Here is a 13,665-nt window from a genome sequence, read left to right as displayed (position 1 = left end):
TTGCGCGGCTGTGCTATGTGAGGATGCGTTCCACACCTGCATAGACGTTGAAGCGTTCGCCGCGCAAAAACCCAATTAACGTTATCCCGAATTCTTCTGCTAGTGCTACGGCTAAGCTGCTGGGTGCGGAAACTGCACAGACAATTGGCACTCCAGCGGCAAGGCATTTTTGCAAGATTTCAAAGCTCGATCGCCCGCTGACCGTGACAATGTTATTATGTAATGGCAGATAGTCACCGAGTAAAGCTGTTCCTATTAGTTTGTCGAGTGCGTTGTGACGCCCGACATCTTCGCGCACAACCAATAATTCGCCTTCGATGTTGAATAATCCGGCGGCGTGCAATCCACCTGTAACGGCAAAAACTCCTTGCGATGCGCGAAGTTTTTCGGGGAGGCTGTAAAGGATTTCTGGTGTTACTTTTTGTTTGTTTGGGATGGTGGGAAAATTGTGCGATCGCAATCCTTCTAAACTAGCTTTTCCGCAAACTCCACAGGCGCTTGTCGTATAAAAATGCCGCTCTAAACTTGTCAAATTCGGTAATTCGTCGGCGGCAAGTTCTACATTGACAATATTATAGCGATTTTCGATATCTATTTGGCGATCGACACAATGAGTAATGCGGCGAATATCTTCGCGTTTGTGAATAACTCCCTCGCTGTATAAAAAACCCGCAGCTAATTCAAAATCATTACCTGGGGTTCGCATCGTGACAGCTACAGTGCGGCGAACTCCATCAGCAACCAAACGAATTTCTAAGGGTTCTTCTGTAGCAAGATAATCTGAATGAGAACGGATTTTGCCGTTTTCTACTACCCATATTTTAGCTTTAGTTTTGCTCTGGCGAAGTTCTTTCATATTAAGTTTGTACTGAAAATTGCTCTGGATCGATTCCCCAATTTACCCAGCTAATTGCCTCGCGAGCAGATATCGTCTGCGGCGGTACGCGCAAGGCGTGTATGAATCCGGTGCTGGGACAAGTCATTTTTAATAAATAAATTGGCTCGATATCTACATTATTATCTATTTTTAAGAGTGTGTATTCTCGGTAAGCATCTAATTTTATTGCTTGTAATTCTTGGCAAATGCGGGCATACCCAATTCCTTGAATTAAAACTCGTCTAATTTCTGCATTTTTCTCTGAAAAAAGCCATTGAGCTTGCCACTGGTGCGGGTGCAGTTGGCCGTATTTTTCCGGTAATGTGACGCCGTGATAGGAGTACAAACGGAATCCGTCAGCAAATGCGATCGCAGGAGATCCTTCTGCGTGGAGGCGATCTTCTGCATCGAGGGAGAATTGGATAGGACGATCGCACACAATACAAGCTTTCTCGAATGGAAAAATCCAACCGCAATGCTCGAAAATATTTTTTACGCACTGCAACACTTTTTGAGCTTTCTGTTCTAACACTAAATTTAAGGCAGAAATACAGTATTCTGTAAAGCCGATCAGTTCAACTAAGTCTTCCGGAGTAATGTAATCGCATTTATCTACTAATTCATATGGCAAATTTTGAGTGATTTGCCTATTGATATTTTCTCTTGGCAAAAATACGCTTTGTAACTTCAAAAATATCTTTAATTTCCGGCTTATAGGTAAGGCGATCGCTTCAGATAGTTGCTCTCTTAGTAAGAGATCTTTTTCCCGTAAATAGCGCTCTATTAACAAAACCACAGCCTGGTAAGGACTCTGGCAAAAAATTAGCTTTGGTTCTCCTAAACCAAGCACTGCATAAACAGATTTTATCGCTGCGGTTGCTTTTTGTTTATCTATAGGTTTAAGATAAAAATTGCGCCACTTCTCGTGAAGTGAAGGCAGCACATTAATTTCGGCAATTTGATTTTCACCAATTTCCAAGTATTGCAAATTTGTGAGATATTTAAGCGGACTGATATCGGCGATTTGATTGTTGTAAATATCCAAATAAGTTAAATTCGTGAGAGATGATAGCGGACTGATATCGCTGATTTGATTATTGGCTAAAGTCAGTTCAATTAGATTAGCGAGCGATGAGATAAAATTAAGATCGACGATGCGATTGTTGTCAAGATACAATTTAGTTATATTGCTAAAATATGAAAACAAACTTACATCACTGATTTGATTGCTGCGAAGATTCAGTACATTTAGATTGCTCAGGGATAAGAGCGGACTGATATCGCTGATTTGATTGTCGCCGATATAAAGTTCTTTGAGATTGCTGAGGGATGAAAGGGGAGTAATATCGCTGATTTGATTGTAGTGAAGGTTGAGTACAATTAAATTGGTGAAACATGAAAGCGGACTGATATCGATGATTTGATTGCCATCCAGATCCAGTTCGGTGCAGTTAGAAAGTATTTCATCAGCTTCGTTACAGTCAGATGTTCCTGCTTCTGCCAATAGCACTTCAACTGTATGCTTTGATTCTTTTGGTAGGTCATTCAAGTGCAAGCACCAGTCAGCAAATGTATGAAAGTTTGAAGTATTGTTTTCGTTTTCTGCGGACATAATTTATCTCAATTTTCAACTACCCAACTCTGACCGGATTCTAAAGGTTCTCCGGGGAAAAAAGTCGCGTCCAGAACTTGTTCTATAGAGTAAGGACACTCAGCCGGAAAATCTTTGTCAGAGAGAGAAGTCTCGCGTGCAAATAAGTCAATTCCATCTTCATAAGCTATTGATAATGCTTCCGGAAGATAAGGTTTTAAGCTGGGATTTTCGTTTAATAGGTAGTGAATTTCGCGACGTTGTTCTCGCAATGTAAAAAACCAGCTTTTAGATCGTTTGTTTGGTTGAAATTGCCATTTTAGCAAATGACCGAGTAGAATTCCCAATCGATTCCTTAATTCCTGACGTACTTGCTTTCCTAAAGATTCTATTTCCTCAACCAAATTGACAATATCCAAACCATCCCATACTCCTGCTTGCAGCAGTTTTGCTTGTTCCTGCGTCCAAGCATAGAAATCAGTTTCATAGAGATTATCGGTTGTTGGTGAAGATGCGATCGCTTTTGTATCCATAATTGAATTCCACTTAATAGAGGCGAAAGTAATACCGATTTACTCAACTGTACCGCGCAGTTTTTGGGTTCGCAACAACTCGTCTACCCAAACGGCATCTTCTGGTTTGAGTTGTGGTACAGGTTGGCGATCGTAATCTATTGCCATATCAAATGATGCTTCGTCGTAGATATTGTTTAATAAGCTTTGTAACTCTACCAATGGTTCGCTTTCGCCTGACTCCAACGGTAAATGAAAGGAGGGAATTGCATCCCGCAAGTTAAAAGCATACAAACTTGCAGTCGGACGACGATTCGATCGACTAATCAATATGCGATAATCTGACTGAATTTTTTCGATTATCCGCATTGGTTTTCCACTTCTGAGTAAGTCGATTTCTACCAAGTTAGTCAAACTTGCCAAAACTTGCTGTCGTTTGGTTTCGTAAGCTTTCCTTCCTTCTTTGTCACGCTTATTTTTAGGAGAAAGGATTTCCACAACGGTAACAACTGTACCCGTTTTTCCTTCTTTAATTGCTAAATAGCTTTCTCTGACTTCTTCCGGTAGTGGTATAGTGACAGCAGTTGCTTCTGTTGGAGAAGCAAGCGCAACATTCGATCGCGAAGCGTCTGTGCTGGATATTCGCGTTGGAGTTGCAGCAGTTCGCTTAGCGTATACCCCCACGTCGGGAATTCCGACCAAAACGCTATCTTCAATGTCGCTCAAATAGGTACGCTTTTCAATTGCGACTCGATATTTAGGACGGAGATCCGGTGCTATGGCGATCGCGATCGCAGTAATCAATCGATGATGAACTTCCGACCACAATTCGGGATTTTCTAAATAGGGGTTCATCCCTGGAAATGGTGAAGGCATTTTGTTACCTCAAACTATAGCTAGGGTGTCGGGCTTAGGGGTTAGGGGTTAGGGGAAGAAGAAACTAGAAATCTTGGGAAAAGGTGCAACTGGTGAACGTCTTAACTGATATCATGTCCGCTACCTTCGGTTGTGTATATTTGTAGGGGCGAAGCATTCGGGCGACAATCTATAGCTCAAAACCCTAGATTTTAGATCCGAATGCTTCGCCCTCCCCTTACGCAACCGATGCAACCGGACACGATATGACGAGAGCGGTTGTTATATTAACTCTATTTAATCTTAGCGTTTATAAATGCGAGCTGAATAAATAGACATGGCAACATCTCAGCTTTCCACACTAAATTCTGACGGGTCGATTCCCCAATTCACCCAGCGAATTGCTTCACGCGCTGATGTCATATTGGGTGGAACGCGCAAGACGTGAATAAAACCAGTGCTGGGACAAGTCATTTTTAGTAGATAAATTGGCTCGACATCCACATTGCTATCTATTTTTAATAAAGTGTATTCTCGCCAAGAATCTAATTCGGTTGCTTGCAACTCCTGGCAAATGCGAGCGTAGCCAATTTTTTGAATTAGCAATCGCCGAATTTCGGCATTTTTTTCTTCTAAAAGCCATTGTGCTTGCCACTCGTGCTGAGGTAAAAAGTATTTATTGGGTAAATAAAAATCGTAGACAAAGGCAGAGTTTAAGTTATTAAGCGATCGCAATGGACTCAGATCTATTACGGGATTGTTACGGAGACCGAGGTGTGTCAAATTGATAAGGGTAGAAAGTCCACTGATGTCTGTGATTTGATTGTTATCGAGATAGAGAATGGTCAAATTGGTGAGAGTAGAAAGTCCACTGATGTCTGTGATTTGATTGTTATCGAGATAGAGTTGGGTCAAATTGGTGAGGCTAGAAAGTCCACTTATGTCTGTTATTTGATTGTTACTGAGATTGAGATAGGTCAAATTGGTGAGGGTAGAAAGTCCACTAATGTCTGTGATTTGATTGTTATCGATACAGAGGTCGGTCAAATTGGTGAGGGTAGAAAGTCCACTTATGTCTGTTATTTGATTGCCAGCGAGATTGAGATAGGTCAAATTTGTGAGGTTAAAAAGTCCTCTTACGTCTGTGATTTGATTGTTATCGAGATTGAGGTAAGTCAAATTGGTGAGGTTAGAAAGTATACTTATGTCTGTTATTTTCTTATCGGATCTATGATGCAACACGGTGCAATTTGAAAGTATCCGATCGGCTTCTTCACAATCAGAAGTTCCAGCTATCTTTAACAGCACGTCGATCGTATGCTTCGCCCCTTTTGAAAGGCGGTCTTTGTGCAAACACCAATCGGCAAAGCAGGTGAAGGTTTTTGTTATTTTTGGCTGTAGTGAGGACATCAGGATATTTTCTAATTATAAATGAGGACGACGTAACCAAGCCTTAACTTTTTCCGGCCAATGTGATGGACTATCTTCTGAACGAATTTTAGGATCGAACATAGAAAGAATGAGCGGTGCGCCACCCACTTTCACGCTCATCAATACATGAATAGCTATAGCCGTAACTACCACACACCAAGCTATCAGATGAACGTAGTACCAAACATGACTCATTTCTCCTTTTGGTAACCAATTTTCATCCTGAAACTTCCCGGAAACCAAAGCAAATATGCCTGCAACTAACATCATTGTATTGGCAAGGCGTTGCAAGCTGTACCACCAGATTGGTTTGCCTACTTTCGTTAATTTTTTCAATAAATCAGGTTGTACTAACCGTTGCGAACCTGCACGAATACTGTAAATAGCAAATAAAATCAGAATTGGCAGCAAGAAAAACCCAAATGTACCGTGAATATCGATTAATTCTCGGTTTTTGAGAGTGATTCCCAGGCGACCGAAGCGACCATCCCAACTATCGTAGACTAAAAATCCGGTAATTACTGCACCGATAACAATGAAAGAAGTGATGTTGTGCAGCAAACGGAAAAGTAGGGGTTGATATGGTTTAGATTGTGGCATTGGTATATTCTGATGTAAGTTTTTCTAAATGGACGATCGCATTGTAATCTGGAATACCAGAAGCAGGCGATCGCTTCTTTTTATCTAACAACACATTACCTTCGGGCCAATGTACTTGCAAATTACCCGGTTTCACGGTAGCGATGTAAACTTTTCCGCGCAATTCGCCTAAATCGTTCTTCAAAACAACCGCATCGCCATCTTTTAAACCCAACTTTTCTGCATCTTCTCCACTCATCAATACCGCATCTCGCACTGCACCAGTAATCGCGTCTTTTCTTTCTTGCACCATACTATTAAATTGCTTACCGCGCCGAGTTGTCACTAAAAAACAACCCTCCGGCAATTCTCTTTCCGGCAAAGATAAAGGTGCAAAATGAGCTTTCCCATCCGGTGTCGGAAAATGCCAACCAAAACAAAGATGGGAACCGCCATATTGAAATTGATCTCCCGCTTCTTTTAAATGTTGGATACCCGCATATTGAGGAATAACCAAAGCAATTTCTTCTCGAATCGCAGCTGTACTTTCTTGTGGGATGGGCGTCTCGCCCGTCCCATCCCCAATGGCTGGCGAGACGCCAGCCCCACAAGATACCCCACAAGATATCCCACAACAGAAATACAACTTATCTGCAATTTCCGGACGAATTCGCCTTGCCAATTCCATAAAAACTTCCCATTCCGGACGCGCTTCGCCAATGCGATGACCGGGTATTTCCGGACTGAAAATAACTCGCCGTTCGGTAGTCGTTTCTGTTACTCCGCCAGTCACTTCGTAGCGAGTAGTTGCAGGTAACAAAACGACCGTATCCGCAGGTTCGAGTAACATCTGGCTGGAAAGTACAATATCCATATGTACGCGCAGAGGAACGCGCTGCAAAGCTGCTTCCACATATTCCGGATCTGGCAAAACTTCTAGAAAATTGCCACCCACGGAAAACAACACATCTAAATTATTTTCATAAGCAGCATCGATCGTTTCCGGTGCAGTCATTCCCTTGGATGTCGGTACTTCAAAACCCCAAATTTTACTCAACTCGGCGGCATTTTCAGCAGTGATGGGTTTACCCCCTGGCAAAACAGTTGAATAGCATCCCATTTCCGCGCCACCCTGCACGCCGGAGTGTCCCCGAATTGGCATTAAACCGCATCCTTCTCGACCGACAAAACCTTTAGTTAAAGCTAAATTAATGATGGCACGCACGTTATCTTCGCCGCACTCGTGTTGAGTAATTCCCATACTCCAAACGAACACAGCTTTGTTTGCTTCTCCTACCATTTTGGCGAAGGCGTACATTTCATCGCGGGTAGCGCCGGAAACTCGCTCTAATTCTGACCAAGATTGCGGATCGACAGTTGCTTTTAATTCGTCGAAGTTTGTGGTATAATATTTAATAAATTTATCGTCAATCCAGCTATTTTCGATTAAATGTTTCAGCGTGCCATTGAGAAAGGCAATATCCCCACCCACATTCACCAAAAAGAAATCCTCGGCAAATTTAGTTCCGAATAAAGCACTTTCCACAATCGAAGGAACCCAGTACCTTTCCATTCCCGGTTCCCGATAATTGTTGATGACAACTATTTTAGTGCCTGCTTTCTTTGCCCAGTGCAGATATTTAACGGTGACGGGCTGATTGTTGGCAACATTTGAGCCAATGAAGACTAACAAATCCGTGCCGATCCAATCTTTATAAGAGCAAGTTGTTGCGGCTACACCCAGCGATGTTTTCAGTGCAGATGTGCTGGGAGAGTGGCATATACGGGCAGCATTGTCAATATTATTTGTGCCGATCGCTCTCACGGCTTTCTGTGTTGCGTAATACGTTTCGTTGACAGTTCCGCGACTGGTGATGTAGAAACCGAGTTTGTCGGGTGTAGTCGAACGAATGCGCGAACTGATAATTGCGATCGCCTCATCCCAGCTTACCCGCCGAAAACCCTTTTCTCCCCGTTTTCGCACCATTGGATAAGGCAGGCGTCCCATATCGCGCAACTCTGCACTGCGCTTATCTTTTAAATTAGAAACATCTTCTAATATTGCCGGATCGAAAGCTGACATCGTGTTCATCCGCAACAAGCGCAAACGCACATTGCAAACGTGAATACCATCTGTTGTCCAATCTTTCATCCCTGTTGTGCCTAAAGCGCAACCATCGCACACACCTTTGTTGAGGACTTCCCAAGCGTAAGGCAGATTGTCTCGACTCATCCAAATGGCTCGAAAAACTTCCCAATAATTATTTGGATATTGTTCGCCAATGCCGAAGGGTTTCCAACTTGCCCAATGCGCGGGAGTCCATTTTTTTGTCGGTTTTTTTAACATTTTTCTATTTAACCTCGCTGCCAAATTTTGATCGTTTTATCGTGACTCGCACTAATCAAAGTTTGTCCATCGGGAGTGAAAACAACGGCATTAACTTGTTCGCTATGTCCGGTAAAAGTGCCTAAAAGTTCTCCGGTTTCCAGATGCCAAATTCTCACAGTTTTATCTTCACTGCCGCTAGCGATCTTACTACCATCGGCACAAAGCGCCACCGAAAACACAGCGGCGGTATGTCCCTTAAGCGTGCGAATCATTGCCGCCGTCTCGATATTCCATAGTTTAATGGTGCGATCGCGACTGCCGCTGATCAAGATTTTCCCCATTCCATTAGCAGAAACTGAAGTAAAAAGCACAGCACTAACAATGTGTGAATGTGCCGTAATTGTGTGCAGCAATTTAGCTTTGGGGGAACCGAATACATTCTCCTCATCCAAATGCCATATTTTAATTTTGCGATAACTGCCACTAGCTAGCAATTGACCGTTGCTGCTAAAAGCGAGAGAATGGGGGACGCTATCGCCCCAAGAAAGCGAGTTAAACGCCTCCCGCTTGCGGCGATTCCACAAGTTTATTTTGCGATCGTCCCCACCGCTGGCAAAAGTTTGACCGCTGGGACTGAAGGCGACGCACCGCACCGCACCTTTATGGTCTTCCAAAATATCGATCAAGTCTTTAGCACCGATGTGCCAAATTTTAATTGTTGAGTCTACACCGCCACCGATCAAAGTTTGTCCATCCTGACTGAACGCCAAGGAATTCACTTCATCGATGTGCCAAGAATCCATCCAGGGATATTCTGAGAGGACGCAAATCTCTTTACCCGTCGTCATATCCCAAAGCCTGATTTCCCCGCGACTACCACTAGCCAAAATTTGCCCGGATGGACTGATGGCAAGCGAATAAATTGGGTCTGGATGACCGATGAGGGTATGCAAGCATCTCCAACCGCCCACAACTGTAATAAGATGATTATTATCGGGCATCTGTTGAATTGTTTCAGGCACTAGCAACCGATCTTCTGGGGGAGTGTTGGCCGGATTTAACGATTCCAAATAACATCGCAAACCGCCAGCATAGAGCAAATCCCCTGGTTTCAAGTAAGTTTTGGGGCCGCTGAATTTAATCTGGTCTGCGGGCAAAAAACCAGCCAATAATGTTTCGATTTGCCTACCTCGCGAGTGATAAGTAGCTAACAAAAACGAACAAATAAAGATGAAAACTTTATGAGTCTTGATGTCTGATTGAGTTACTAACCACCGGACTTTATCTTTTTTGAGGCTGGTAAAACTTTCATTATCGCAAATGTGAACTTGAATGCTTACGGTGGGATAGTCTGTCAAAGTATAAATAAACTTGCTTTCATTACGCAGGCTTCCCTCATCATTCAGTTCTATGTTTGAGTGGGGGTCAATTTTAACTTTTTTGATTAGTTTGTCCAGACGCGCCGACATAATTGCATCAGCCAGCCGCTCTCGGATCAGGTATTCGGATGCGTCGTGCTGGAATTGTGCTTGGAAATCTATCCAGTTATTGTACTCTGGGGGAGGCGGTGGCGGATTTTTGGCGATTCTGTCAGCTTCTCGCTGGCTGGTGTCCAGTATTGTTTGTAACTCGTCTCCACAGATTACCATCATTTCGCTGTGGCAACCTCGGATTTCCGAATTCAGCATACTCGGCTCTAGCGCTTTTTGCTTGCTCAGCCGTTTAACGAAGTCAGCTTGTTGATATCTCAGCGGTGTTGTCCAGTCCATCGGCAAGAGGAGATTTTACGATCTGAGGGTAGGGTTTTGTTTTGTAAGCGTTTTTAATGCAAGTGCCGATCGCCAACGGCTTGTCAAATTGAGCTTTTATTGCTACGTTAGCGAATAATATCCTTAAAAGGATTATCGGGGTGCTTTCATCATCGACCCTAGCACGAAGTAATACAGACGATCCGTTTGAGTCGATCGTTTTTTCCCGAAAGCTGAGGCAAAACTAATCATTCATTCTGAGGGTCAGCCGCACAAGGCTTGTAAGTTGGCTGGGAAAATGCTTAGAGCCTGTTTGTAAAGAAAAGTTAAGCCCGGATAGACCCAGTTTCTACGTTGAAATTTGTTGACAAACAGCCTCTAAGAGAGAGATTTGCGAGAGCCATCCTCGACGTTTGCAGTTTTCCAATCTCTTACGTAGGGAGTCAGGGTGATTAAATCCTCAATATTGCGCTGTATATTAACGCAAATTGCATCCAGTGGTAGGTCATTGGGATCGTGCCCAAAGGGATTTTCAATTTCAACTCCCATTTCTTCAATGCCAAACAAAGCGAAACTAATCAAAACTACGAGGATTCCGGTAAAAAAACCAAAATCCCTGACCAAAGAAAATGGCAGAAAAATACAATAAAGTAATAATAATTGTTTGAGGTGAATCGCATAGGCCAGCGGCATCGGTGTTCTGAGAATCCGCTCGCATCCACCCAAACAATCTACCAAAATGTTCAGCAACTCTTTCATGGCATTCAATTGATATATGTGCAGGCAGTTTTTTTCATATTGCTCCTGTAGGTAATCCTCAATCCAGAAAGCAATTTCTAAAGGAGGATTGTTCATAGTCTTGAGTTTCTGATACCTAGATTGGGAGATTAATCCCTCTAAATCGTTGTCGATCGTCTCTGACCTTAACAGTAACTTAGTCGCAACTGCAAAAGCAACCAGTAACTTTAGTGTGGAGATTTTGGCATTTTTATCTTTTGGTTCGCGTTCTTCAACGGATACCCAAATTTGACGGGATAAGTTACGCACGCTATTGTTTATATTCCCCCAAAGTTTGCGGCCTTCCCAAAATCTATCGTAAGCTGTATTTGTGCGAAAAACCAATAATAAACCTAAGACAATACTGGGAATCACACTACTTAATGTCGGTAAATCTACAGGCAGTCTAAAATGATAAAGTATGGATACAAAAATACCAAAAACCCCACATCCGATGACGCGAGGCAATACGATTGGAACTACCGAACCTTGAAGGCGTAAAACAGCTTTTAACCAAGACTGCCTTTTCCTATTCATCTTACCTGCTCCGCAAAACGGTTCTTGAGTTTTTAGTATGTCGATTTTTCCGAGCGGGAGAGTGGGAGAGTTAAAAGTCAAAAGTCAAAAGTCAAAAGTCAAAAGTCAAAAGTCAAAAGTCAAAAGTCAAAATTTCTCCCTTTTCCCTTTACCCTCTTCCCTCTTCCCTCTTCCCTCTTCCCTCTTCCCCTAGCCCCTAGCCCCTAGTCCCTAGCTATATCAATGAACGGCTTCAGGTGGTGTTTCTCCACCAGGCGTGCGAAGCATCTCCACCATTTCTTGAATTTCCAACGGCGGTGGTGCAGTCAGACGAGAAACAACGAAAGTGACAACAAAATTGATCGCCATACCCAAAGTGCCAATTCCCTCCGGGGAGACACCAAAAAACCAAGGTGGCATCCCATAGAATTTGACTCCCACGATGTAGAAGAGGGTGAAAATTAAACCTACTAACATACCGGCGATCGCACCTTCTCGATTTGTGCGTTTGTCAAATATTCCCAAAATAATTACCGGGAAAAAGCTCGCTGCTGCCAAACCAAACGCAAAAGCCACTACCTGAGCGACAAAACCTGGGGGATTGACGCCGAAGTACCCCGCAATGGCGATCGCAAATCCAATCATAATCCGACCGGCCATCACCCGTTTCGCTTCCGAAGCATTCGGATCGATGATGCGATAGTAAATATCGTGTGCGATCGAACTGGAAATTACCAACAGCAACCCGGATGCAGTGGACAAAGCGGCTGCCAGTCCTCCCGTCGCCACCAAAGCAATCACCCACGGAGCGAGTTTTGCGACTTCTGGTGTGGAAAGCACGATGATATCGCGATCGATAGTAATTTCGCTCGTCGCTTTATCAGGTGTTAGCTGAATGCGCCCATCACCATTTTTATCCTCAAACGTCAACAGCTTTGTTTTTTCCCATTTATTCGCCCAATCAAGCTGTTGAATTTCCGCCACAGTTTTGTTGTGCAAACTGTCGATCAAATTATAGCGGGCAAAGCTAGACAAAGCGGGAGCCGTAGTATAAAGTATGGCGATAAACAGCAACGCCCAACCAGCGGAGAAACGCGCCGAACGCACGTCAGGAACAGTGTAAAAGCGCACGATAATATGAGGTAATCCGGCAGTTCCCACCATCAATGCCACAGTGCTAAACAAAACATCGAGCTGCGATTGGTTGGCAAAGGGTTTGGTGTACTCCTGAAAACCGAGATCGACTTGGATTTGGTTGAGTTTAGCAACGATATCGCTAAAAGTGAAGGCCAACTGGGGGATGGGGTTGCCGGTCAGCAATACTGAAATAGCGATCGCTGGAATCAGATAAGCGACAATCAACACGCCGTACTGTGCCACCTGCGTCCAAGTGATGCCTTTCATTCCTCCCAACACCGCGAAAAAGGCGACAACAACCATACCGATAATCACGCCTGTGTTGATGTCGACTTGCAAGAAGCGGCTGAACACAATTCCTACACCGCGCATCTGTCCGGCGACGTAGGTCATGGAGATGAAGATGGCGGCGACGACTGCAACTAAACGCGCAATGTTGGAATAATAGCGATCGCCTACAAAATCAGGAACTGTATATTTGCCGAATTTCCGCAAGTAGGGTGCTAGAAGTAAGGCTAGCAGCACATAGCCGCCAGTCCAACCCATCAGGTAAACCGATCCATCATAACCCAGAAACGAAATTAACCCCGCCATCGAGATAAAGGAAGCTGCCGACATCCAATCGGCGGCGGTAGCTGCACCGTTGGCGATCGAGGGAACTCCCCTTCCCGCTACGAAAAAGTCCGCACTGCCTTTAGCGCGAGACTGCCAACCTATATACAGGTAAGCGATGAAGGAGAGGCTAACTAAGAAAATAGTCCAAAGTTCAACAGACATGATTCCTCTCACTCATCGATATCGTGTTTGCGGTCTAGTTTGTCCATCTGCACAGCGTAGATGAAAATCAGCGCCACGAAGACGAAGATCGATCCCTGTTGGGCCATCCAAAAGCCGAACGGAACGCCACCGATACGCACGGCGTTTAACGGCTCAACTAGCAGGATACTAAAGATGATTGACACTAAAGCCCAAACAATCAGCAGATTTCGGATTAAAGCTGTGTTTGCACGCCAATAAGCCTGATGTTTGTCTCGCTCCATACTTTTTCTTGGGTTTGAAAAATATGATTAACTGCGATCGAGGATACATGGCCTTTGTCGGTTTTTCATATTTGTAAATAAATGTTACACAAATTTAATGAAAAAATGTTGCAGCTTGTTGATTTAGTTGTTAACGTGTGCATATAAACCGCTTTTGGTAAACGCTCGTATCGAGGAGACGTACCATCCATGCTCTGCATCAATGTTGACTGTGCGCGGATTTTCTGATGGCAAAATTGCCGACAAGATAGTCATCAGTCATTAGTTAGTAGC

12 protein-coding genes are annotated in these 13,665 nt (G+C 43.7%); all 12 read right to left on the bottom strand.

Translation table 11 applies throughout. From position 1 onward, the window contains the following. Window positions 1-13 precede the first annotated feature (13 nt). The gene (gene fdhD, locus ACE1CD_RS29755; RefSeq protein ID WP_374827083.1) at window positions 14-856 is read right to left on the bottom strand and encodes a formate dehydrogenase accessory sulfurtransferase FdhD; all 843 of its coding nucleotides are present in this window, start codon (window positions 854-856) and stop codon (window positions 14-16) included. A gap of 1 nt (window position 857) precedes the next feature. Beyond that, the gene (locus ACE1CD_RS29750) at window positions 858-2,489 is read right to left on the bottom strand and encodes a leucine-rich repeat domain-containing protein (RefSeq protein ID WP_374827082.1); all 1,632 of its coding nucleotides are present in this window, start codon (window positions 2,487-2,489) and stop codon (window positions 858-860) included. 8 nt (window positions 2,490-2,497) lie between these two features. Continuing rightward, complete coding sequence (locus ACE1CD_RS29745; RefSeq protein ID WP_374827081.1) at window positions 2,498-3,001, bottom strand: DUF29 domain-containing protein; 504 nt, start codon at window positions 2,999-3,001, stop codon at window positions 2,498-2,500. 39 nt (window positions 3,002-3,040) lie between these two features. Further along, a complete protein-coding gene (locus ACE1CD_RS29740) occupies window positions 3,041-3,856 on the bottom strand; it encodes a DUF4058 family protein (protein WP_374827080.1) in 816 nt (271 codons plus the stop codon). 327 nt (window positions 3,857-4,183) lie between these two features. Further along, on the bottom strand, window positions 4,184-5,245 hold the full coding sequence (locus ACE1CD_RS29735; RefSeq protein ID WP_374800100.1) for a leucine-rich repeat domain-containing protein: 1,062 nt from the start codon (window positions 5,243-5,245) through the stop codon (window positions 4,184-4,186). A 15-nt stretch (window positions 5,246-5,260) separates the two neighbouring features. Further along, complete coding sequence (locus tag ACE1CD_RS29730) at window positions 5,261-5,866, bottom strand: cytochrome b/b6 domain-containing protein (RefSeq protein ID WP_374800098.1); 606 nt, start codon at window positions 5,864-5,866, stop codon at window positions 5,261-5,263. Then, window positions 5,853-8,192 carry a molybdopterin-dependent oxidoreductase gene (locus tag ACE1CD_RS29725; RefSeq protein WP_374827079.1) on the bottom strand — a complete coding sequence of 780 codons (2,340 nt, stop codon included), beginning with the start codon at window positions 8,190-8,192 and terminating at the stop codon, window positions 5,853-5,855. The genes ACE1CD_RS29730 and ACE1CD_RS29725 overlap by 14 nt, the downstream gene beginning before the upstream one ends. An 8-nt stretch (window positions 8,193-8,200) precedes the next feature. Further along, window positions 8,201-9,943, bottom strand: coding sequence for a WD40 repeat domain-containing protein (locus ACE1CD_RS29720; RefSeq protein ID WP_374827078.1), 1,743 nt, complete (start codon window positions 9,941-9,943; stop codon window positions 8,201-8,203). Window positions 9,944-10,300: 357 nt separating this feature from the next. Continuing rightward, the gene (locus tag ACE1CD_RS29715; RefSeq protein ID WP_374800092.1) at window positions 10,301-11,236 is read right to left on the bottom strand and encodes a bestrophin family protein; all 936 of its coding nucleotides are present in this window, start codon (window positions 11,234-11,236) and stop codon (window positions 10,301-10,303) included. Window positions 11,237-11,455: 219 nt separating this feature from the next. Continuing rightward, on the bottom strand, window positions 11,456-13,129 hold the full coding sequence (locus ACE1CD_RS29710; RefSeq protein ID WP_374827077.1) for a sodium:solute symporter family protein: 1,674 nt from the start codon (window positions 13,127-13,129) through the stop codon (window positions 11,456-11,458). A gap of 8 nt (window positions 13,130-13,137) precedes the next feature. Further along, a complete protein-coding gene (locus tag ACE1CD_RS29705; RefSeq protein WP_374827076.1) occupies window positions 13,138-13,392 on the bottom strand; it encodes a DUF4212 domain-containing protein in 255 nt (84 codons plus the stop codon). Between the two features lie 123 nt (window positions 13,393-13,515). Further along, window positions 13,516-13,647, bottom strand: coding sequence for a hypothetical protein (locus ACE1CD_RS29700; protein ID WP_374800086.1), 132 nt, complete (start codon window positions 13,645-13,647; stop codon window positions 13,516-13,518). Between the last annotated feature and the right edge of the window lie 18 nt (window positions 13,648-13,665).

It is taken from the genome of Aerosakkonema sp. BLCC-F183, assembly GCF_041929145.1.
In the GTDB taxonomy this organism is placed as follows: domain Bacteria; phylum Cyanobacteriota; class Cyanobacteriia; order Cyanobacteriales; family Aerosakkonemataceae; genus Aerosakkonema.
The sequence above is the reverse complement of the archived record's forward strand: the minus strand, read 5'-3'. Positions and strand labels throughout refer to the sequence as shown.